Origin of the sequence: Haloarcula pelagica (assembly GCF_030127105.1) — an archaeon.
Classification (GTDB): Archaea; Halobacteriota; Halobacteria; order Halobacteriales; family Haloarculaceae; genus Haloarcula; species Haloarcula pelagica.
Genome location: NZ_CP126161.1, coordinates 616,366 through 636,332 on the forward strand (window position 1 = coordinate 616,366; position 19,967 = coordinate 636,332).

21 protein-coding genes are annotated in these 19,967 nt (G+C 68.8%); 14 read left to right on the top strand and 7 right to left on the bottom strand.

Annotated features, from left to right (window positions below; translation table 11 throughout):
- Positions 1–283: 283 nt before the first annotated feature.
- The 5 genes from P1L40_RS03390 to P1L40_RS03410 are packed head-to-tail and all read left to right on the top strand — an operon-like array spanning position 284 to position 5,444.
- A complete protein-coding gene (locus tag P1L40_RS03390; RefSeq protein ID WP_284009903.1) occupies positions 284–604 on the top strand; it encodes a DUF4129 domain-containing protein in 321 nt (106 codons plus the stop codon).
- Positions 601–1,389 carry a DUF7269 family protein gene (locus P1L40_RS03395; RefSeq protein WP_284009904.1) on the top strand — a complete coding sequence of 263 codons (789 nt, stop codon included), beginning with the start codon at positions 601–603 and terminating at the stop codon, positions 1,387–1,389. The genes P1L40_RS03390 and P1L40_RS03395 overlap by 4 nt, the downstream gene beginning before the upstream one ends.
- Entirely contained in the window at positions 1,386–2,714 is a 1,329-nt protein-coding gene (locus P1L40_RS03400) for a DUF58 domain-containing protein (RefSeq protein ID WP_284009905.1), read from the top strand. Before P1L40_RS03395 ends, P1L40_RS03400 begins: the two co-directional genes overlap by 4 nt.
- The gene (locus P1L40_RS03405) at positions 2,711–4,228 is read left to right on the top strand and encodes a DUF7519 family protein (protein ID WP_284009906.1); all 1,518 of its coding nucleotides are present in this window, start codon (positions 2,711–2,713) and stop codon (positions 4,226–4,228) included. Before P1L40_RS03400 ends, P1L40_RS03405 begins: the two co-directional genes overlap by 4 nt.
- Before the next feature lie 37 nt (positions 4,229–4,265).
- On the top strand, positions 4,266–5,444 hold the full coding sequence (locus P1L40_RS03410) for a threonine synthase (protein ID WP_284009907.1): 1,179 nt from the start codon (positions 4,266–4,268) through the stop codon (positions 5,442–5,444).
- Between the two features lie 7 nt (positions 5,445–5,451).
- Here P1L40_RS03410 and P1L40_RS03415 read toward each other — a convergent pair whose 3' ends face one another.
- On the bottom strand, positions 5,452–6,969 hold the full coding sequence (locus tag P1L40_RS03415) for a succinic semialdehyde dehydrogenase (RefSeq protein WP_419181187.1): 1,518 nt from the start codon (positions 6,967–6,969) through the stop codon (positions 5,452–5,454).
- On the opposite strand from P1L40_RS03415, the gene cas5 reads away from it, so the two are divergent.
- The 5 genes from cas5 (at position 6,932) to P1L40_RS03435 (ending at position 12,032) form a co-directional block, all read left to right on the top strand.
- Positions 6,932–7,063, top strand: coding sequence for a CRISPR-associated protein Cas5 (gene cas5, locus P1L40_RS23475; RefSeq protein ID WP_379772802.1), 132 nt, complete (start codon positions 6,932–6,934; stop codon positions 7,061–7,063). The two genes, P1L40_RS03415 and cas5, sit on opposite strands and share 38 nt — an antisense overlap.
- A gap of 67 nt (positions 7,064–7,130) precedes the next feature.
- On the top strand, positions 7,131–8,135 hold the full coding sequence (locus P1L40_RS03420; protein WP_284009909.1) for a deoxyhypusine synthase: 1,005 nt from the start codon (positions 7,131–7,133) through the stop codon (positions 8,133–8,135).
- A 55-nt stretch (positions 8,136–8,190) separates the two neighbouring features.
- A complete protein-coding gene (locus tag P1L40_RS03425) occupies positions 8,191–8,961 on the top strand; it encodes a response regulator (protein WP_284009910.1) in 771 nt (256 codons plus the stop codon).
- Between the two features lie 98 nt (positions 8,962–9,059).
- Positions 9,060–10,247, top strand: a complete 1,188-nt coding sequence (locus tag P1L40_RS03430) for a redox-regulated ATPase YchF (protein ID WP_284009911.1) — start codon at positions 9,060–9,062, stop codon at positions 10,245–10,247.
- Between the two features lie 138 nt (positions 10,248–10,385).
- On the top strand, positions 10,386–12,032 hold the full coding sequence (locus P1L40_RS03435; protein WP_284009912.1) for a methyl-accepting chemotaxis protein: 1,647 nt from the start codon (positions 10,386–10,388) through the stop codon (positions 12,030–12,032).
- A 1-nt stretch (position 12,033) separates the two neighbouring features.
- Here P1L40_RS03435 and P1L40_RS03440 read toward each other — a convergent pair whose 3' ends face one another.
- The 4 genes from P1L40_RS03440 to P1L40_RS03455 are packed head-to-tail and all read right to left on the bottom strand — an operon-like array spanning position 12,034 to position 14,495.
- On the bottom strand, positions 12,034–12,576 hold the full coding sequence (locus P1L40_RS03440; protein ID WP_284009913.1) for a hypothetical protein: 543 nt from the start codon (positions 12,574–12,576) through the stop codon (positions 12,034–12,036).
- Positions 12,577–12,621: 45 nt separating this feature from the next.
- On the bottom strand, positions 12,622–13,200 hold the full coding sequence (locus P1L40_RS03445) for a carboxymuconolactone decarboxylase family protein (RefSeq protein ID WP_284009914.1): 579 nt from the start codon (positions 13,198–13,200) through the stop codon (positions 12,622–12,624).
- A 24-nt stretch (positions 13,201–13,224) separates the two neighbouring features.
- The gene (locus P1L40_RS03450) at positions 13,225–13,845 is read right to left on the bottom strand and encodes a hypothetical protein (RefSeq protein WP_284009915.1); all 621 of its coding nucleotides are present in this window, start codon (positions 13,843–13,845) and stop codon (positions 13,225–13,227) included.
- Positions 13,842–14,495: a DsbA family protein gene (locus P1L40_RS03455; RefSeq protein WP_284009916.1), complete on the bottom strand. Its 654-nt coding sequence runs from the start codon at positions 14,493–14,495 to the stop codon at positions 13,842–13,844. The genes P1L40_RS03450 and P1L40_RS03455 overlap by 4 nt, the downstream gene beginning before the upstream one ends.
- 295 nt (positions 14,496–14,790) lie before the next feature.
- Between P1L40_RS03455 and P1L40_RS03460 the strand changes: the two genes are divergently transcribed.
- Both P1L40_RS03460 and P1L40_RS03465 read left to right on the top strand, forming a co-directional pair.
- Positions 14,791–15,042, top strand: a complete 252-nt coding sequence (locus P1L40_RS03460; RefSeq protein WP_284009917.1) for a hypothetical protein — start codon at positions 14,791–14,793, stop codon at positions 15,040–15,042.
- On the top strand, positions 15,039–15,509 hold the full coding sequence (locus P1L40_RS03465) for a PIN domain-containing protein (RefSeq protein WP_284009918.1): 471 nt from the start codon (positions 15,039–15,041) through the stop codon (positions 15,507–15,509). The genes P1L40_RS03460 and P1L40_RS03465 overlap by 4 nt, the downstream gene beginning before the upstream one ends.
- Before the next feature lie 103 nt (positions 15,510–15,612).
- Here the strand turns inward: P1L40_RS03465 and P1L40_RS03470 are convergent, their stop codons facing one another.
- Both P1L40_RS03470 and P1L40_RS03475 read right to left on the bottom strand, forming a co-directional pair.
- Complete coding sequence (locus P1L40_RS03470) at positions 15,613–16,893, bottom strand: TIGR00341 family protein (protein WP_284009919.1); 1,281 nt, start codon at positions 16,891–16,893, stop codon at positions 15,613–15,615.
- A gap of 79 nt (positions 16,894–16,972) precedes the next feature.
- Positions 16,973–17,167 carry a DUF1328 domain-containing protein gene (locus P1L40_RS03475; protein ID WP_379772815.1) on the bottom strand — a complete coding sequence of 65 codons (195 nt, stop codon included), beginning with the start codon at positions 17,165–17,167 and terminating at the stop codon, positions 16,973–16,975.
- Positions 17,168–17,579: 412 nt separating this feature from the next.
- Between P1L40_RS03475 and P1L40_RS03480 the strand changes: the two genes are divergently transcribed.
- Together P1L40_RS03480 and P1L40_RS03485 are read left to right on the top strand one after the other, a co-directional pair.
- The gene (locus P1L40_RS03480) at positions 17,580–18,665 is read left to right on the top strand and encodes an AI-2E family transporter (protein WP_284009921.1); all 1,086 of its coding nucleotides are present in this window, start codon (positions 17,580–17,582) and stop codon (positions 18,663–18,665) included.
- Positions 18,666–18,741: 76 nt separating this feature from the next.
- Complete coding sequence (locus P1L40_RS03485; protein ID WP_284009922.1) at positions 18,742–19,860, top strand: beta propeller repeat protein; 1,119 nt, start codon at positions 18,742–18,744, stop codon at positions 19,858–19,860.
- Positions 19,861–19,967: the final 107 nt, after the last annotated feature.

Genomic DNA, 19,967 nt, shown 5'->3' on the forward strand with positions numbered 1-19,967 from the left:
GGAACGCGCTCCAGCTCATCCCGCAGGTGACGACCACCGTCCTGCTGGCCGGCGCGACAATGCTGGGCCGTGTCGCCGCCGGCGTCGGAACGGTCGCCGCCGGCGTCGGCCGCGGCGTCGTCGCCGGACTGGGACCGTTCGGGCGGATAGTCGGCCGGAGCGTCGGCGCGCTCCCGGTCGCTCTGGTGCCGTCCTCGCCGCGCCGCTGCAGGCGCTCGGGTCGCTCGGGAGTTCCGGTGGCCTGCTGGCGTCGCTGCGCGGTGGGCTCACACGGCCCGACTTCATGGAGCCCGACGAGCCGACGACCGAGGACGCCCGGACCACGGGGCCGACGGCGGCTGCCGGGCGCGAGCCCGAACCGCCGTCGCTCCGGGAAGCCTGGGAGTCGATGGTCGACCTCGTTCCCGTCCGGAACCCCGCCGCGACGACACCCGGCGAGTACGCCCGGAAGGCCATCGACATCGGTCTGCCGGCCGCGCCGGTCCGCCGACTCACGGAGCTGTTCCGGGCGATCGAGTACGGCGGTGCCGACGCGACCAGCTCCCGGACGGAAGCCGCCCGCGACGCCCTGGATCACATTCGCAAGGGAGGTGACGAGCGATGAGCCAGACCAAGACGGTCGAGCCGGCGGACGAAAAGCTCGCCGTCGACACCGAGACCGTCGAGCGCGCGGACGAACAGGCCAACCAGCGACGGGCTGACGCGGACACCGACGACGCCACTGCCGCACGTGCGTCCGTCGACGCGACGATCGAGCGCGAGCCGGCCGGTCGGCTCTGGCTCGTGTTCGCGTTCGCCGGGCTGGCCGCACTGGCCGCCGCCGCGGTGGTCGCGACCTTCCCCGGCCTCGTGGAGACGGTCGCCGCGGCCGACGCCGTCCGACAGCTGCGCGGCGCTGCACCGCTACTGGGGGCCGTCGTCGGCGCGTTGGGCCTGTACGGCCTGTACGATCGCCACGAGTCCCCGGAGTACGCGAGCGACGAGACGGTCGAACTGCCCGCGGCGAACCCCGAATCGACTCAGGGGACCGAACAGACGGTCGTCGGCGCGGACATCGACGAGTTGCTGGAGAGCATCGACGGCCGGGTCGACCCCTACAACGGGCTGGAGGCGAGCTACGCGGCCGACATCCGTCGGGAACTGCGCGAGACCGCCAAGCGAGTCATCGTGGATTCGACGGGAGTCCCCGACGCGACGGCCGCCGCGGCCATCGACGAGGGGACCTGGACGGACGACCAGCGGGCGGCTTCCTTCCTCGGGAACGAGACGGTGGCCGAACCGTCGCTGGGCGTCCAGCTCCGGGACTGGGCCTCCGGCGAGGCGTTCGACCGGAGAGTCAACGCGACGCTTGACGCGATCCGCCGCGTCGAGCGGGGTGATCTCCGATGAGTACGCGGCTGGACGCGCGACGCGATATCGGGATCTGGGTCGCACTGGTCGCCGGCGCGGTCGGCGTGGTCACCGGCAACACGGCCGTGTTCATGGTCGCCGTCGTCGGACTGGTCTACGCCGCCTACGAGGCGGCGGCGAGCGTCCCGGAGCCGAAGCTGACGGTCTCCCGGGCGTTGGAGCCGGAAGCCCCGCTGCCCGGCCAGGAAGTCGAAGCGACGGTCACCGTCCGCAACGACGGCCTGGACTACCTGCCCGACGTTCGGGTCGTCGACGGCGTCCCGGACCGGCTCGGCGTGATCGAGGGGTCGCCACGCTTTGGCACGACGCTGGATGTCGACGAGTCGGCGTCGTTCAGCTACACGGTCACCGCCCGTCGCGGCGAACACGGCTTCGGCGAGACGACCGTGGTGTGTCGGAACCTCACCGGCGGTGCCGAGTACCGGACGACCGCCGACATCGGGACGGACCTGGACTGCTCGACCGACGCCGAACGACTTGACATGCCCCCACAGACGCTGCCACAGACCGGACGGATCCAGGCCGACGCCGCCGGCGAAGGCGTCGCGTTCTACTCGATCCGCGAGTACCAGTCCGCGGACCCGATGAGCCGTATCGACTGGAACCGCTTCGCCCGGACCAACGAACTGGCGACCGTGGAGTTCCAGGAGACGAAGGCTGCCAGCGTCGTCCTGCTGGTCGACGCACGGTACCCGGTCGCCGCGGAACCGCGGGCGCCAAACGCCGTCCAGTACTGCACCTACGCCGCCGAGCGACTGGCGACCGCCCTGCTGGACGAGGAGAACCACGTCGGCGCGGCGGTCTATGACTCCTGTGCGTATCTCCGTCCGTCCGCCGACAGGGTCCAGGCCCGTCGGGTCAGGGAGTTCCTGCTCGACGAGATCGGACACGGCGACGGCACCGCGACTGTCAGCGGGACCGACTGGTCGGTCGGCGACCTGGACGGGCAGCGGTTCTTCCAGGGGATCGACGAGGTCGAACAGCGCTACGGCGTCGCGGACGGCGGGAACCCGGTCAAGACGCTCAAGCGATCGATCCCGGACGAGGCACAGCTCGTGTTCTGCAGCCCGCTCCTGGACGACGCCGCGGCCGACGTTGCCAAGCGCTTCGCGGCATACGGACACGCGGTCACGCTGGTGACCCCGGACGTGACCACCAGCGAGACGCCGGGTGCGACGCTTGAAGCCCTCGACAGGGACGAACGCGTCGACGACCTGCGCAGCGCCGTCCGGGTCGTGGACTGGGAGCCGGAGCAGCCGCTGTCGAAGGCGCTCGTGCGGGCCATGGGACGGTGGTCGGCGTGAGCGACAGCGAGCGCGGGATCGACACGCGGCCGGTCCGCTCGACGGCGACGCTCGCGGGCGTCCTCGCGGTCGTGACGGCGCTGGCCGTCGGCGTGAGCATCGGCGACCCGCTCCCGGTCGTCTCGGCGGTCGGCGGCGCGGTGTTGATCGCCGGTGGGGCGTGGGCGCTGGGCGAGGAGTCGAACGCGCGTATCGCGGCCGGGAGCGTCATGGCAGTCGCCGGCGTCGTCGGGTTCGCGCTCACCGTGGTGTTGGCGGCCGGCGGGAGCAGGCTGGCCGCCTACCTCGGGCTGGCGCTCGGGACGACGTACGTCCTGCTCGACGCCGTCACAGAATCGATCGACGACGAGAACCGCCTCGGGGCCGCGCTCAGAGAGAGCGGGAACGCGCTGCTGGTCGGGATCGTCCTCGCGGTCTTCCTGAGTATCAACGCGCAGTACAGCGTCGTGAGCGGCCTCGTGCTGGGCGTGACCGGGATCGCGTCGATCACGCCGCTTGTCGGGTTCGTCACCCTCCAGATCGTCGCAGTCGCCGTCCTCCTGCTGTTGAACCGGGTCGTGCCGGTGCTTGAAGGCTGGCTTCCCGACCCGGGCAGTGGCGACCGGCCGCTGGAGACGCTGTCGGACGTGGGACTGTCCAGACACGAAGTGCCCGTCGCCGCCTGGGCAGTGCTCGGTGTCGAGAGTGTCGTCGCGCTGTTCCCGCAGAGCCACGTCCTGTTCAACGCCTTCCTCGTCGGGACGCCGGTCGTCGGGCCGGTGCTCCGGGCGGCGCTGAGCGGGCTCTTGCACGTCCCGCTGGTCGTGATCGGCGTCGGACTGGTCGGCATCCTGCTGGTGAGTGGCCTCCAGCGGTGGGTCGTCGACTGGCTCGGGGACGACCCCGCGACCACGCTCTCGCTGCAGGCCGGCGGGATCGTCGCCGTCGCCGCGACGGTAGTCGGGACGGCGATCCTCCCGCTGCTCGGTGTCGGTCTCTTCGGCGGGAACACGGCCGTCTCGTGGGTGATCGGGCCGGCAGCGATCGTCCTCGGCGGCCTGGTGACGGCCGCGTTGCTGGTCGGCGTCCTCGTCACCGTCGTGCCGATGCTGAGCCAGCGTGGCTTCCTCCCCCAGCCCGCCGGAGGGTTCGCACTCGGCAGTGCGGTGCTGTTCCTGACGATCCTGCTCGGGGCGGAACTGGGCGTCCCGACCGTAGTAGTCATCGCCGGCGCCGCCGCCACGCTGCTGGTCTGGGACGCCGGCGCCCACGCGAGCAGTATCGGCGCCCAACTGGGCCGTGCGGCGGGGACGACCGACAGCGAGTTCGTCCACGTCACCGGGACGGGAATCGTGCTCGGCCTGGCCGTGGTCGGTGCCGTCGCCGCGCGCTACCTCGTGGTGCCGGCCATCGCCCCGCCGGAGACGAGCGCGGCGGCGTTCCGGTCGGCCGTCTCGCTGTTCCTCATCGTGCTGGCGATCCTCGCGCTGGGGCTTGCCCTCTCCGTACGATCGGACACCCCGATCGCCGAGTAGCCCCTTGCGCTACGGGGCGGTAGGCCCTACCGGTCACATGGACCGGCTACGCTGTTACGCCTGCGGAGCGACCACGAGCGAGAGCGACCGCTATCGCTGTTCGTGTGGCGAACCGCTCTGGCTCGACACCGACCCGACCGGGTTCGAGTGGCCCGCCGACACCGATCGGTCGATGTGGCGCTACAGCGCTCTCCTGCCGGCCGTGACGCCGACCGGGCTCGCGGCGTCCGCGGGCGGGACCCCGCTCGTTCGGACGGATCGGCTGGACGGCGATGTCGGGGCGACCGTCTCGGTGAAGTACGAGGGGTCGAACCCGACCGGGACGTTCAAAGACAGGGGGAGCGCGGTCGGCGTCGCGATGGCGAAGACCGGGACCGTCGCCACGGTCTCGCACGGGAACATGGCCCGGTCGATGGCGGCACACGCCGCGAGCGCGGGGCTCGACTGTCTCGTGTTCGTCCCGGCGGACGTACCCCAGGAACGGCTCTCGCTCCTGGCGCGCTACGACCCGACGATCCTCCGCATCGAAGGGGAGTACGGTCGACTCTACGAAGCCTCGCTCCGGTTGGGCAGGGCACACGACATCGCGGTCGTCAACTCGGACGCGCCGGCCCGCGTGGCCGGCCAGAAGACGACCGGCCTGGAGATACTGGCGGCGTTCGCGCCGTCGGTTCCCGACGCCATCGTGCTCCCGGTGTCGAGCGGGGGCCACGCCAGCGGCATCTGGAAGGGGATCGAGGAGCTGTTCGCGGCGGGCGTCGTCACCGAGCGCCCGCGGCTCTACTTCGTCCAGGCGGCGGCGTGTGCACCGATCGCCGCGGCCTGGGACCGCGGCGAGACTACCGTCGCGCCGGTCGACGGCGGCGAGACGGTCGCGTACTCGATCGCGAACGCGGACCCACCCAGCGGGAACCGGGTGCTCGCGGCCGCTCGGCGGACGAGCGGGGGTGTCCTGGCGGTCGACGACGACGCGATCCTCGACGCCCGACGGACCCTCTCCGAACGGACGGGGCTGTTCGTCGAGTCCGCGTGTGCGACGGCCCTCGCTGGCGCGCGAGCATTGGGAAGACAGAGGGCGTTCGAACCGGACGACGAGGTCGTCCTCGTCGCGACCGGGACCGGCTTCACGGAACGCGACCTGGCGACCCCGTCGGTCTCTGCGCCGACGGTCCCGCTTGCCGACCTCGACGACGCGGTCGCGGCACGTACCGACTGAGGGGGCGTCACTCCCAGGGCGGCCATCGCCGTCCGAGTTCGCGCACCGTCCGGACACCGAGTGTCGCGGCGCGTGCGAGAAAGCGGGTCGGGATCGACTCGGCGGGGACCAGCGGCGGCCCGCGCTGGGTCGCGACGGTCTGGACCTCGGTGAACTTCCGGATCCCCTCCGGACCGTGGCGGCGCCCGACGCCGGAGTCGGCGACGCCGCCCATCGGCGCGTCCGTCGACCCCCACATGCCGACGAACGCGTCGTTGACGGACACCGACCCGGTCCGAATCCGGTTCGCCAGGTCCACCCCTCGCTCGCGGTCGGCCGTCCAGACGCTCGCGTGGAGGCCGTAGTCGGTCGCGTTGGCCCGCTCGACCGCCGCCTGGGCGTCGGGGACGGGTTCGACCGTGACCACCGGCCCGAACGTCTCCTCGGTTGCGGCCGTCGCGGACTCCGGGAGGTCGGCCAACACGGTCGGCTCGTAGAACAGCGGCCCGACATCGTCGCGGCGCCGGCCGCCGGTCAGGACGGTCGCACCGCGCTCGCGAGCGTCTGCGACGTGTTCTTCGACGACCGAGCGCTGGGCCTCGCTGACCAGCGATCCGACATCGGGGCCGTAGTCGAAGGTGGCACCGAGCGTCTGTGCGTCGGTCGCCGAGACGAACCGGTCACGGAACTCGTCGTACACTGGCCGTTCGACGTAGATTCGCTCGAAGGAGATGCACAACTGCCCGGCGTTGGCGTAGCTCCCCCAGACGAGCGCCCGGACCGCGGCGTCGAGATCGGCGTCGGCCAGCACCACCGCAGGGTTCTTCCCGCCCAGTTCCAGCGAGGCGTCGACGAGGTGCTTGCCCGCCAGTGTGGCGATCTCCCGGCCCGTCGCCGTGCTGCCGGTGAACGTGATCTGGTCGACCCGGGAGATCAGCGGTTCGCCCAGCGGCGCGCCCTCGCCGGTGACGACCTGAACGAGATCGGCGGGGACGCCGGCGTCGACGAGCAGTTCGTGGGCCAGCAGGGCCGTAAACGGCGTCTCCTCGGCGGGTTTGAGGACGACCGCGTTGCCGGCGAGCAGCGCCGGCAGGAAGTCCGAGATCGCGAGCGTGAGCGGGTAGTTCCAGGGTTCGACGAACCCCGCGACGCCGACCGGGTGGTGGTCGGTCTCGACGCGGGTGAGTCCGGGGAGTCGGCTGTCCCGGCGGGTGGCCCCCACCTGGCCGGGGCCGTGCTGTGCGTAGTAGCCGGCAGTGAGGGCGACATCGAGGACCTCCGTCAGCGCGTCGAATCTGGTCTTGCCGGTCTCGACCTGGATCGCGTCGAGCAGTCGCTCGCGGTCGGCGAGGACGCTGTCCGCGAACCGATCGAGGACCTGCGCCCGGTCCTCGATCGACCGCGCTGCCCACGCCGACTGTGCCGACCGTGCCCGGTCGACCGCGGCCGCGACATCCGCCGGTCGACAGCGTGGGACCGTCCCGACGACAGCACCGGTGTAGGGAGCGGTGACCGGAAGTTCGTCGCGATCGCCGACCGTCGCCACCCGCGTCCGGAGTCGCTCACAGGTCGCCTCGTCGAGGCGACTCCCGACTGTCTCGGCTGCCATTGGTGCCCTCTCGGTTCCCACCCGTATGTGATTTGCCCTGCGCGCGATGTGTGACGGAACCGGTCGGTTGAAACCGACGGCCGTCGGACACTGCGACGATGACTGACCACGAGGACCGGGAGACGTTCCACCACGATCCGATCGGGCACGCCGAGGTCCGGGCGGGGATGACCGTCGGCGAACTGGCAGACAGCTACGGGGAGGCCGGGATCGGCGCCAGCGACCTCCACGAGGCCGTCGATATCTACAGCGAGATGCTCGACGACGACGTGACGACGTTTTTCGGGCTGGCCGGGGCGATGGTCCCGACCGGGATGCGGGCCATCGTGAGCGAACTGATCCGGGACGGCCACATCGACGTGTTGGTGACGACGGGCGCGAACTGCACGCACGACAGCATCGAGGCCATCGGCGGTAAGCACCACCACGGCGAGGTGACGCCGCCGGAGAAGACCGAACGCGAACACGACGAGACGCTGCGCGACGAGGGCGTCGACCGCATCTACAACGTCTATCTCCCCCAGGAACACTTCGCGCTGTTCGAGAGCCACCTCCGCGAGGAGGTGTTCTCCGAACTCGAACCCGAAGGCGCCGTCCCGATCCAGCGGATGACCGAGGAACTGGGGCGGGCAAACAGTGAGGTCAACGACCGCGAGAACGTCGCCGAGGACGCGGGTATCCTGGCGGCCGCCTACGAGCACGACGTGCCGGTGTACTGTCCGGCCGTCCAGGACTCGGTGCTCGGCCTCCAGGCCTGGATGTACTCCCAGACCAGCGACTTTACCCTGGACGCGCTGGCGGACATGACCGACATCACCGACATCGCCTACGAGGCCGACAGCGCCGGCGCGATGGTCGTCGGCGGTGGCGTCCCGAAGAACTACGTCCTCCAGACGATGCTCGTCTCGCCGGACGCCTACGACTACGCCGTCCAGTTGACGATGGACCCCTCCAACACCGGCGGCCTCTCGGGCGCGACCCTGGAGGAGGCCCGGTCGTGGGGGAAACTGGAGAAAGACGCCCGGAACGTCTCCGTGTACGCCGACGCGACCATCACGCTCCCGCTGGTGGTGGCCGCGGCCCGCGAACGGGTCGGCGAGTGACTGAAGTCAGGGGGATATATTCCGGCAGGAACCGAAGAGCGAACGTGAACCGTCCGTGACCGACTCGATCCGCGTGCTCCACGTCGACGACGATCCGGCGTTTCTCGAACTGGCACAGACCGTACTGGAGAGCGAGCACGGGTTCGACGTGACCACCGAGAGCGATCCCGACGCGGCGCTCGATCGGTTCGAAGGGGCGTCGTTCGACGCCGTCGTCAGCGACTACGAGATGCCCCGGATCGACGGGCTGGCGCTGCTGGCGACCGTCAGAGAGCGCGATTCGTCGATCCCGTTCGTCCTGTTCACCGGGAAAGGATCGGAGGAAGTCGCCAGCGACGCGATCTCGGCCGGCGTCACGGACTATCTCCAGAAGGGGTCGGGACTCGAACAGTTCGAGTTGCTGGCGAACCGGCTGCTGAACGCGATCGACCACGCCCGGACCGTCGAGCGGCTGGGCCGCGAGAAACGCCGACTCGACCGAATCCTCACCGCGACGCCGATGGCCATCGTCGTCCACGACCGCGACGGGAGCGTGAGTCGCTGGAACGACCGGGCAGAAGCGATACTCGGCGCACCGGCCTCGGAACTCGACGCGGCAGCGTATCCGGACGTGTCGTGGACGCTCAGGGAGTCTGACGACACCGTCGTCACGGCCGACCGCCTGCCGTATCGACGGGTCATCGACACCGGCGAGCCGATCCGTGATGTCCGATACGTCGGCGAGGCCGGCGACGGGTCCGAACTCCACATCGTCGTCCACGGCGCGCCGCTGTTCGACGAGAGCGGTGCGGTCGACGGGGCGGTGATCGTGTTCGACACCGTATGAGTCGAGCGCGCCGGACTGCCGATCCCGTGCATGGCACTCACACACGCTCTCGCTCGCTTTGACAACGTTTTAGCCGCCGATCCGACTCTAGATTTCCAATGAGCTACAAGATCGGACTCGTCGGCAAACCCTCCGTCGGCAAGTCCACGTTCTTCAACGCGGCGACGATGAACGACGTGCCCGAAGGGGCCTACCCGTTCACGACGATCGACCCCTCGGTGGGCGAGGCCTACGTCCGGGTAAACTGTGCGGCCCCGGAGTTCGACCACGCCTGTACGCCCAACCACGGTTACTGTTCGGACGGCGTCCGCTTCGTCCCGACCCAGTTGGTCGACGTGGCCGGCCTGGTCCCAGGTGCCCACGAAGGCAAGGGCCTGGGGAACCAGTTCCTCTCCGACCTCAACGAGGCCGACGTACTGGTCCACGTGGTCGACTTCACCGGCGAGACGGATCTCGAAGGGGAACCCACAGATGACCACGACCCCCGCGAGGACATCGACTTCTTGGAGAACGAACTCGATATGTGGTATCTCGACATCTTGGAGAAAGGCATCGAGCGCTACCGCTCGGGGTATCACGGCGAGGACGCCGACATCGAGGCTGACCTCGCCGAACAGATGTCCGCGTTCAAGATCAGCGAGGAGGAGATCAAGCAGGTCGTCCTCGCGCTGGAACTGGAACTGGACCCCGACACCTGGGACGCCGCGGACCGCGAACGGCTGGCCCGGGAGATCCGCATCCGGACGAAGCCGATGGTCGTCGCGGCCAACAAGATGGACACGCCTGCCGCTCAGGCCAACTGGGAGACGGTCACCGAGGACCCCGACTACGAGCACCTGACGTTCGTCCCGGTGTCGGCCCACGCCGAGAAGGCGCTGAAAAACGGCGACGAACAGGACGTGCTTGACTACCGGCCCGGCGACGACGACTTCGAGGTGACCGCCGACCTCCCCGAGGAGAAAGCCGCCGGTCTCGAACAGATCCGCGAATTCGTCACAGAGTTCGGCGGCACCGGCGTCCAGCCGGTCCTGGAGACGGCGCTGTTCGAGGAACTGGGCGCCATCGCCGTCTTCCCCGGCGCGCGTAAACCCCAGGAGGACGGGACCTTCCTGCAGGACTGTTTCGTGCTGCCGGACGGGTCGACCGCCGAGGACTTCGCGTACTTCCTGCACACCGACATCGGCGAGGGGTTCCTGCACGCCCACGACGTGCGGTCCGGTCGACAGGTCGGTGCGGACACGGAACTCGCCCACCGGGACGTGGTCGAGATCACGACGACGAACTGACCGCCGCGACGGACGGCCCGTATCAGTCCTGATAACCGGGAGTCCCATCTTTTTGCTCGTCAGCGCCGTATCCGGTGGCATGAGCGACTGGTCGACACGCTGCGATCGAGGCTTGCGGTTCGGATCGGAGGGAGACCCATGACCACTGCCATCGCCGGCAAACGCCGGCTCGGACAGTTCCTCGCCGCCGTCGGCGCGGTCCCGATGGCCGTCGAACCGGCGCTCCCCGGGCCGCTCAGACGGAACTTCGGCGCGCGGCTGTTCGCGCTGGCACTGATCTCCGTCGTCGTCGGCCCGGCGATCGCGGCGACGCTGTTCTCACAGGCGCTTCCCGCGGTCGCCTTCGCGGCCGGAATCGTCCTCGTGACGGGGTTTCTGGGCTACTGTGAGCTCTACCGGGCGATCATCCAGATCAACGAGCAGGTCGTCGCGATCGACAACGGCAACTACGACATCGACTTCGGCGTCGATCGGGTCGACGAGATCGGCGAGACCTACGAGACGCTCGAACGGACCGCTCGATCGATGGGCGAGACGATCCAGGCGGCCGACGAGGCCCGGGAGGAAGCCGAAACCGCACAGTCCGAGGCCGAGGAAGCACGCGAGCAGGCGGAACAGGAGCGCACGGAGATGGAGGCGCTCAGCAGCCACCTCGAACTGAAGGCCCAGCAGTACGGCGACACGCTGCGGGCGGCAGCCGACGGTGACCTGACCGCCCGCGTCGACACCGACAGCATGAGCGACGCGATGGTGGCCGTCGGCGAGGCGATCAACGACACGCTGGCCGCCCTCGAACGCGCCGTCGACCAGGGCCAGACCGTCTCGGACCGGATCGCCTCCGAGAGTGAGGGCGTCGCCGACGCCGGGCGGGACGTTCGCAGCGAAGTCCGGACGGTCTCGAACTCCGTTCAGGACATCGCCGACGGTGCCGGGCGACAACGCAGTCAACTCGGCGAGGCCGCCGACGAGATGAGCGACCTCTCGGCCACCGTCGAGGAGATGGCCTCCTCCGTGACCGAGATCGCGGAGCGCAGCGACACGGCCGCGGAACTCGGTCGAGACGCCCAGCAGTCCTCCTCGGAGGCCCAAAGCGCCGTCGACGCCATCCGCCACCAGTCGATGTCGGCCGCCTCGGAGGTCGAGCAACTCGACGAGATCGCCGAGGACATGGCCGAGATCGTCGAGGTCATCGACAACATCGCCGAGGAGACGAACATGCTCGCGCTGAACGCCTCGATCGAGGCCGCTCGGGCCGGCGAGGCGGGCGAAGGCTTCGCCGTCGTCGCCGACGAGATCAAGAACCTCGCCGCCGAGACCCAGAGCGCCACCGGCGACGTGGAGGCACTGATCGAGACGCTGCGGGGTCAGGTCGGCGACAGCGTCGAGGCCATGGACACCATGGAGTCGGCGGTCGACCGCGGGAGCGACACCATCTCCTCGACGATCACGACGCTCGACGACGTGGTCGACGCGACCGTCGATGTCAACGAGAGCATCCAGGAGATCGACCGGGCGACCAACAGACAGGCCGACACCGCACAACAGGTCGTCGGACTCATCGACGACATCGGGGACATCGCGGCCGACACCGCCGCCGACGCGGACGCCGTCGCGGAGACGGCCACCCAGCAGGACACGGCCGTCGCCGAGATGGTCGACTCCGTCGAGTCGTTCGTCGACGACGCCGACCGGCTCCAGGCCGAACTCGCGCAGTTCGAGACGGGAACGGCCGAAGCGGCGGCCGGCTCGGACGCCGAGAGCGCGCCGGCCATGACCGACGACTGAGCTACAGAAGGAGGTACGCGATCAGCGCGACGATCAGGAGCTTCTTCACGAGGACGACGGCGATGATCGTCTGTGTCATCGAGAGGGACCGAACCCGCCGGACGCCCCGGCGGAGGATGGCCGGCGAGCCGGCGAGTTCCCGGGCCAGCAGTTCCAGTTCGGCGCGGAACGTCTCGCCGACCGAGCCCTGGCCCTGCTCGTAGCCGGCCTCGGCCGTCGGGACCCAGCGCTGGCCGCTGTACTGGAGTTCGACGAGTGACCCTTCCAGGTGGTCGGCCTGCTCGAAGGCCAGTCCGTTGCTCTCACAGAGCCGTTCGAGCCTGGCGACGCCGCGGTCGCTGTTCAGGTCGTAGCCGAGCCGCGTCGGCTCGGTCGCCCAGTCGAACCGACAGCGGAGGACGACTTCGTCCGTCCCGACCCACACGTCGACGACCTCGGCCAGTTCGACGGTCCCCTGTGTCTCCTTTCGCTTGCGGCGGAGGTGCTCGTACTCGTCGGTGTCCGTGACAGCGGTGGAGGTGGAGGCGGAGGCAGTGTCGGTCATTCGCGGGTATCGGTTCGTTACGACTGCGACGATATAATCTTTCTCTCAGTCGACTCGTTCGAGATCCCGCTCTGTCGGTTCCCACCCGACGAAAGCCGTCTCCGGGGTGACGCCCATGGCGTCGATGAACAGGCCCGTCCCGACGTAGTGGCTGACCAGCAACGCGATAGCGACCAGTTCCGCGGGCTCGTAGTGGGCCGTCGCGCGTTCGTGGATCGTGTCGGTCACCGCCCGGTCACAGTAGGCCCGGACGTACGCGACCAGCGCTGTGGCGTCGTCGGCCAGCGGGTCGGTCTCGTCCCGGCCGATGGCCCGGATCGTCGCCAGCGAGAGGCCGGCCTCGCGGGCCTCGAAGACGTGTTGGTGCCACTCGTAGCGGTCGTCGAGCGCCCGCGCGGCGGCCAGGATCGCCAGTTCGCGGGTCCGCTCGGGAAGGGCCGCGTAGAGCACGTCCAGATACTCGAGCAGGCCGGCGAACACCGTCGGGTCGTTGCCCATCGCCCGGGCGACGTGGAGGTCGTCGATAGCCAGTGAGTCGAACAGCTCGGGGGCGGCCTCGACGACCGCCGAGGAGTCCGGCAGCGGGACGCGGGTGTCCGGGGCCGTGTCGTGATCGGGGTCCATAGGGCGATGTTCACCCCGGTCCAGCTAAATATCGACGGGACAGCCCCGTATCTCCCCGCCCCGCATCCCCTCGGCGAGCCAGTAGATCGAGAGGGTCAACACGACCAGGGCGCCGACCGCGAACTCCAGGCCGTCAAGCGGGAGAAAGAGCAGCGAGGTCGAGATGCCAAACAGCGACAACAGCCCCAACAGGACCGCCGAGCCACAGGCCGCACAGCCGGCCCCCAGCGTGCCAAGCAAGACACCGGCCGCGCCCGCGCCGCCCTGCTGGAGCGCCAGCCCGTGCTCACGGAAGTGATAGGCCGCAAGCGCGATGTCGACGCCGGTCAGGAGCGCGACCGCGACCAGCAAGATCCCCTGCAGCGGATGAAAGGAAGTCCCGACGAACGGGTACAGCTCCGACAGGACGATCAGCCGATCGACGAGGGGGAGCGAACCCCCGACGACCAGATCCAGGACGAGCGGGACGTTCAGCGAGACGACGAACGCCGTCAGCGACGCGCCCGCCGCGAGGACGGCCACCGCCGAGTACGTCGGCAACCCAAGCACCAGCCTGATCGTCCGGCCCATCAGCCGCCAGTCGGTCCGCCGGGTCGGAAACTTGATGACACCCCGCCACCGCCGGAACCGGGTGCGAACGCTCATTCGGCCTCGCCGATGGCCCGTGCGACGATCTCGTAGCTGACGCTCCCGTTGACTTTGGTGACGAACTCGCCGTCCTCGAACAGCAGGACGATCGGCGTCGACTCCCCCAGGTCGGCGTTCTCGGCGGCCGTGATATCGGCCTGGACCTGCTCGTCGTAGGCGCCCTCACGTGCGTCGGCCGCGACCGCCTGCCCGTCGAGGTCGGTCTCGCTGTCGAGAAACGACGCGGTCCGGTCGAGCACGTTGTCCGTCGAGAACGCGGACTGATTCCCGAAGTAGTGGGCCAAGAGCGTCCAGAACGCGTCGGCATCGCGGGCGAAGGTCGCTTCCAGGGCCTGTGTGGCCGGTTCGCCCCAGGGGTAGATGACCGGGTACGTCCGGACAACGTAGGCGCCTTTCCCCGGGTCGACGATGTTCGACCGGATCTGTGGCACCGTCCGCTCGTGGAAGTCACGACAGGTCGGACAGGAGGGGTCTTCGAACGTCAACACGACGTGGCCGTCCAGTGGCCCCAGGTGTGGCTGGGCGTCGAGGTCGGCGGCCGCGGGGTGGTCGTCGATCGACTCACCGCTCGCCTCGCTCCCGCCACAGCCCGCCAGTCCCGTGACGGCACTCGCTGTCGCGAGTCCGAGAAAGCGCCGTCGGTTCATACTGCCGTCGAAGACCCGCGGGTGTTTATGCGTTGTTCCATATTGGGCCCGAATGGAGAACCGTCTTGCCGCCGGAGGCTGTAGGCCCGTCTGGCCGATGACGAACGCGTACGGGACCGAGTCGGGGTGACTCCCCGGCGACGACGAGCCCTATGAGTGCCGAGGCCGCTATTATTGAGGGTAGAAGGCGTCTCTGAGGGTATCTAGTTGTGGCCACGGTAGACATAGGCCCCGGTCAGATTCCCGCCGAGCAGGCAGACACGGATTTATGAACGTTGCCGAGTAATCACACGGTATGGCCGCCGAAATTTCCGACCGGGTACGAGAAATCGCGGAGGCTCGCGGCCTTCCAGAGTCCGAGGTGTTCGAACGGGCACTGGAACGCGGTCTCGAAGACCTGTGGGAGGACCTCGTACTCGCACAGTACCTCGACGGCGAACTCAATCGCGAGGAGGCCATCGAGCGCGTCGGTCGGACGAAAGTCGAGCGAGCGGACCGAGAGCGTGAGGTCGTCGAGGAAGATGTCGACTGGGGCCTGAACGCGTGACGCTTGCGGCTGTCTCAGACGCGGGACCGCTCATTCACCTCGCCGAAATCGGTTCGCTCGAACTGCTCTCGACGTTTGACACACTACTCGTACCAGAGACGGTTTACGAGGAAGTCGAGGCCGGTGGTGTTCCGGACGAGTTTGCCGACCTCTCGTACGAACTCGTCGAAGCCGATGAAAGCCAGGTCGGGGCTAAAGAACTGGACGCCGGAGAACGCGCCGCGATTGCGGTCGCTGAAGAGCGGGGCATCGTTCTTCTAACCGACGACCTCGCCGCCCGAGAGGCAGCGTCCGACGCGGGCGTAGAAGTACACGGCTCTATCGGCGTAATTGCGTTCGGTTACGCTCGGGGATTACTAGATAGAGATGAGGCGGCGTCACTCATGCGAGCACTCCAGCGTCAAACAAGTCTCTTCGTGACCGAGGCAGTCGTAGAGCGCGGCATCCAGATGCTGGACGAACAGTAACGAGACGAACGGGCACTAAAGCCGTGCTAACCACATTCACTATGGATAGATTGTGAGTCGTGAGTGCAGAGGCCACCCTTCAGCGTCGATAGCCCCACCACACTCACCTGCCGTCGTATCGTTGTCTCTCGACGAACTCTACCCGGACGGTCACGTCTCGACCGGTCGTTCTCGAGATAGCCTGACCCAGATCCGCGGCGAGCGTCGGGTAAGACTGATGTGCCGGTCGGCCGACGACCACCGCAACGCCAGGCGGTTCGGATCCGGGGACGAAGACGAAGTCCGTCTGCGTCCGAATCAGTTCCAGGTCCTCGTACTCACTATCGTCGAGGACTCCGTCGACCGCCCCGTTGACATCGTTCTCGAAGGACGCCTGCAGAGTGAAAGTCACACCGGTGGCGACCACGAGAGCGATCAAGACGAGGGACGCTGCCGACGTTCGAATCGACGGAAGTCCACCCTCGTCGTCTCTCGGTTTGTAGCCGAACGCTCGGAGAGTGGCGTAGCCCGCCGCGTTGACCGCGACGATGTTGGCGACGAGCAGAACCAGGGCACCGATGGCCACGCTCGGGGCGTTCCAGGCGATACCCACCCCGACGGCAGCGGCGGCCGGGATGAGCGCTGCGGCGATCATCACCCCGACGAGCGACACCGGCAGCGCCGTCGCGAGGCCCACGGCGCCCGCGATACCCGCCGCCAGACCGACGGCCAGCGTGAGCAGCCCCGGTGAGGTGCGCTCGCCGATCTCGGCGATGGTTTCCAAGTGTACTACCGGGGAGACGGAGCCGAGCGACTGCAGCGCGACGCCGAAGACTGCGCTGGCGAGGACGGCGAGCGAGAGACTCAGGACCTGAGCACGCACCCCGCGTTTCAGCATGGACCAATCGCGCATGGTCGTACCGACGCTGGCAGTGAGCGCCGACCCTACCTGTGGGGCGATGACCATCGCGCCGACCACGAGCGCCGCGGAGTTGAGCAGCAGGCCCGCGACGGCGACGAGTGTGCTGACGACGGTCATCACGTAGTATGCCGCCGGATCGGGATGGAGCGACAGCGCGGTCGAGCGGAGTTCCTCCGGCGAAACGCTGTCGCCCTCCTCGGTCCCAGTGATGAACCGGTCCTCGAGCGCGTCGAAGTGCTCGGTCTGAGCCATCTCGGCGTTGACCGCGACGAAATACCGACCCGTAACCCCGGTCTCGTCGAGACGGTCGCGGACGTACTCGACCGCCTGGTTCGGGAGCGGGAATTCGACGAGCAACTCTTCGCTCGTCTCGGCACCGCTGGTGACGCGTTCGAAACTGACGTGATCGATGTCCTCGTCGTCGAGTACGGACAGCACAGCGTCGAGGTCGTCCTCGTCGACGAGGATCTTTACCAGTCGCATGAGTAGCCGCGGGACCGCGTCCGTGAACGGATTGGCCCCGAACCGTCCGTGGTCTCGACGAAGCGATGCTCGCCCCTCATCAGAGCAGGAGCGAGACGAGCGCCAGCACAAGGAAGATGATGACGAACCACTTCGCAACTGTCATCGTGACACCCGCGACGCCCCGGGCGCCCACGATGGCAGCGACGATCGCGATGACGAAAAACACGACGGCCCACTGGAGGAACTCTCCCGACATCACGAGCGGCATGGAAGTCACCTGTTCGAACGTCATCACGGGGTCGCTCGACGATATCAACGATACAGAGGTCATACGGATCACAGAGATATCGACCCGTTAGTTATTCTGTGACTAGGACCCAAGAGAGCGAGTTACGAACGAATTATCGCGCTTCGCTATCTCCTCGGTCAGATAGAACCGGAGTTGCATCCCGAGTGCGAGCACTCCAGCGTGAGATGAGTCTCTTCGTGACCAGGGCAGTCGTGGCGCGTGACATCCGTATACTGGACGAGCAGTAACCGGACAAGCGAACGCTATCGACGCGGTGTTCACTCTAGATCGATCCTGAGACGTGAGTGCCGAGGCCGCTTCTCCGTAGAACCGGGCCACACGCCAGCCGGTGACCTGGCTGACAGCACAGTCCGGACCACCGACACGTATCCGTCTGGCGCGAAAACGGGCGGGCATGAGTCGGGAGACGCTCGGGGGGCTGTCGCGGTCACGTGCGGCCTGGTGGCTGCTCGCGGCGGGCGCCCTCGGCGTCGTCGGGTTCGTCGCCTGGACGCTCGTCGGGCCGCTGGTGCTCGGACTCGGTCTCTACTACGCCGCTCGTCCGCTCGCGCGACGGCTCCAGCCGCGCCTCCCCGACGGCGTCGCGGCGGCGCTCCCGCTGTTTGGCCTGTTGGTCCCGGCACTGGCCGTCGTCACCGTCCTCGTCGCTGTCGGGTTACAGGAACTCTCGGCGATAGACGGGCGGCAGGCGGCGCCGGTTCTGGACCTGCTCGGCCCGTACGTCGAGGAGTCGGTCGCCCGTAATCCGCGGTCACTGCTCCGGGACCCGACCGTCGAGAACCTCCGCCGGGCGCTGACCGTCGGTCTGCAAGTGGCCGGCGCCGTCATGGGCGGGGTGCTCCGGGTGACGCTGGCGTTCGCGCTGGCGTTTTTCCTCCTGCGGGACGACGACCGGGTCGCCGACTGGCTCCGGACCACGCTCGGCCCGGACAGCGAGGGGTACGCGTTCGCTCGCAGGGTCGACAGCGACCTGCACACAGTGTACTTCGGGAACGTCCTGACCGTACTCATCGTGACGATCGTGGCGACGCTGTTCTACAACGGGTTCAACCTCGTCGCGCCACAGGCCCTGACGATCCCGCTGCCGACGGTGCTGGGGATCGCCACGGGGTTCGCGACGTTCGTCCCGATCGTCGTCGGCAAGTTCGTCTACGTGCCGGTCGCGCTGTCGATCGTCGCCCGGGCGCTCGTCACCGACGGCACCTTCGTCGGTTACGTGGTCGGGTTCGTCGTCGGGGCGTTCGTCCTCCTCGACGTGCTCCCGGTGATGGGGATTCGGCCGTACCTGTCGGGGCGAGACCTCCACGGCGGGGCGATGATGTTCGCGTACGTCCTCGGGACGGTACTGTTTGGCTGGGCCGGACTGTTTCTGGGGCCGCTGTTGCTGGTCGGCATCCTGCGGGTCGCTCACGACGTGCTTCCCGCACTCGTCCGGCGGGAGCGTGTCGCAATCAGCGGCGGCGACCCCGGCGAGGAGTGAGCCGACGGGGAGTGCCCCCCTCACGACGAGTCGGACAGCCGAAAGGCCCGAGTGTCCGACCGTGTGAGTGCGGACGATGACTGGCACGGAGCGGGGCGAGAGCTTCGGCGCGTTCTTCAAGCGGTACGCACGGACGTGGCACCACGCCGTCGCGACGGCGGCACTGACCGCGCTCGGGACACTGACCGTCCTCCACCGGCTCTTTGCTCTCCTGGCGCTGCTGGCGTACGTCCTGCCGCCGGTGGTCCTCTACGCGCGTTCCCGATCGGACGCCGGTAGTGACAGCGCAGGCGACTCCCACAGCGAGCACCACGGGAGTGGCGAGCCGGCGTGGACGACGCGGACGGTCCCCACCGACGAGGCGCTCACCGACGTGACGGTCGACGGTGGCCGTGCGTACGCGGTCGGGGCGGCTGGAACCGTGCTGTGTGACGACGGCGACGGGTGGGAGGAGGTCGTCGCCGACGGGCCGGAGGCACGGTCGACCGCACTGGCGGGCGTCGCCGCGACGGGAACGGGGGCCGTCTGGGTCGCCGGTGACGCCGGGACCGTCGCCAGAATCGACGCGGAGACGGGCCGTCACGTCTCGTACGCCGAGCCGGACGGCGACACGACGAACGTGGTCGCGCTCGGTGCCGCCGGGGCCGCCGACGGGGAGACGGTGCTGCTGGCGGACGGGTCGGGCCGACTCCGGCGCGGTCGGTACCGCGACGGCGAACTGGCGTGGGACGAACCGACGACGCCGGGGAGTGGCTCCAGCGTGAGCGGTGTCGCCCTCTCGACCCCGTCGACGGGCTTCGTCTGTGACACGAACCAGGCGGTGTTCCGGACGACGGACGGCGGGCGGACGGCCGACCGGATCGGTCTCGACGCCCCCGGGACGCCGACGGATCTGGCGGCGGCCGGTGCCGACGGCTGTCTGGTGAGTGACGACAGCGGGGCGGTCAGCCGGTACGACGGGAGGCAGTGGACGCCGGACCGAGTCGCCGACAGCGCGGTCGCCGCGGTCGCCACGCGGGACGGACAGTGTCTCGCCAGCGGCCCGGCCGGGACGGTGTTCGAGCGGGACGGCGACGGCTGGACGCGGGTCGCGACGCCAGCGACGGTGCCGCTGGACGCGGTGGCACTGGGCGAAGACAGGGCCGTGGCTGTCGGGGCCGACGGCACCGTCGTCGAACGGGTGGCCGTCCCGTAAGCGGGCGCCGACTATCGCGGGAGGGGTGTGGACACCGCTCGGACGGAGTTCACCGCCCGGAAGCCGGCTGCCGAACTGCCGGAGGGACATCGGAGACGAGTTACCGA

Excerpts from the sequence above, each read along its gene's own strand:
- P1L40_RS03445 (WP_284009914.1), bottom strand. The coding sequence starts at position 13,200 with ATGGACCCCGATCACGACACGGCCCCGGACACCCGCGTCCCGCTGCCG.
- P1L40_RS03420 (WP_284009909.1), top strand. The coding sequence starts at position 7,131 with ATGACTGACCACGAGGACCGGGAGACGTTCCACCACGATCCGATCGGG.
- P1L40_RS03450 (WP_284009915.1), bottom strand. The coding sequence starts at position 13,845 with ATGAGCGTTCGCACCCGGTTCCGGCGGTGGCGGGGTGTCATCAAGTTT.
- P1L40_RS03410 (WP_284009907.1), top strand. The coding sequence starts at position 4,266 with ATGGACCGGCTACGCTGTTACGCCTGCGGAGCGACCACGAGCGAGAGC.
- P1L40_RS03470 (WP_284009919.1), bottom strand. The coding sequence starts at position 16,893 with ATGCGACTGGTAAAGATCCTCGTCGACGAGGACGACCTCGACGCTGTG.
- P1L40_RS03430 (WP_284009911.1), top strand. The coding sequence starts at position 9,060 with ATGAGCTACAAGATCGGACTCGTCGGCAAACCCTCCGTCGGCAAGTCC.
- P1L40_RS03390 (WP_284009903.1), top strand. The coding sequence starts at position 284 with ATGGAGCCCGACGAGCCGACGACCGAGGACGCCCGGACCACGGGGCCG.
- P1L40_RS03460 (WP_284009917.1), top strand. The coding sequence starts at position 14,791 with ATGGCCGCCGAAATTTCCGACCGGGTACGAGAAATCGCGGAGGCTCGC.
- P1L40_RS03480 (WP_284009921.1), top strand. The coding sequence starts at position 17,580 with ATGAGTCGGGAGACGCTCGGGGGGCTGTCGCGGTCACGTGCGGCCTGG.
- P1L40_RS03485 (WP_284009922.1), top strand. The coding sequence starts at position 18,742 with ATGACTGGCACGGAGCGGGGCGAGAGCTTCGGCGCGTTCTTCAAGCGG.
- P1L40_RS03400 (WP_284009905.1), top strand. The coding sequence starts at position 1,386 with ATGAGTACGCGGCTGGACGCGCGACGCGATATCGGGATCTGGGTCGCA.
- P1L40_RS03395 (WP_284009904.1), top strand. The coding sequence starts at position 601 with ATGAGCCAGACCAAGACGGTCGAGCCGGCGGACGAAAAGCTCGCCGTC.
- P1L40_RS03455 (WP_284009916.1), bottom strand. The coding sequence starts at position 14,495 with ATGAACCGACGGCGCTTTCTCGGACTCGCGACAGCGAGTGCCGTCACG.
- P1L40_RS03440 (WP_284009913.1), bottom strand. The coding sequence starts at position 12,576 with ATGACCGACACTGCCTCCGCCTCCACCTCCACCGCTGTCACGGACACC.
- P1L40_RS03435 (WP_284009912.1), top strand. The coding sequence starts at position 10,386 with ATGACCACTGCCATCGCCGGCAAACGCCGGCTCGGACAGTTCCTCGCC.
- P1L40_RS03475 (WP_379772815.1), bottom strand. The coding sequence starts at position 17,167 with ATGACGTTCGAACAGGTGACTTCCATGCCGCTCGTGATGTCGGGAGAG.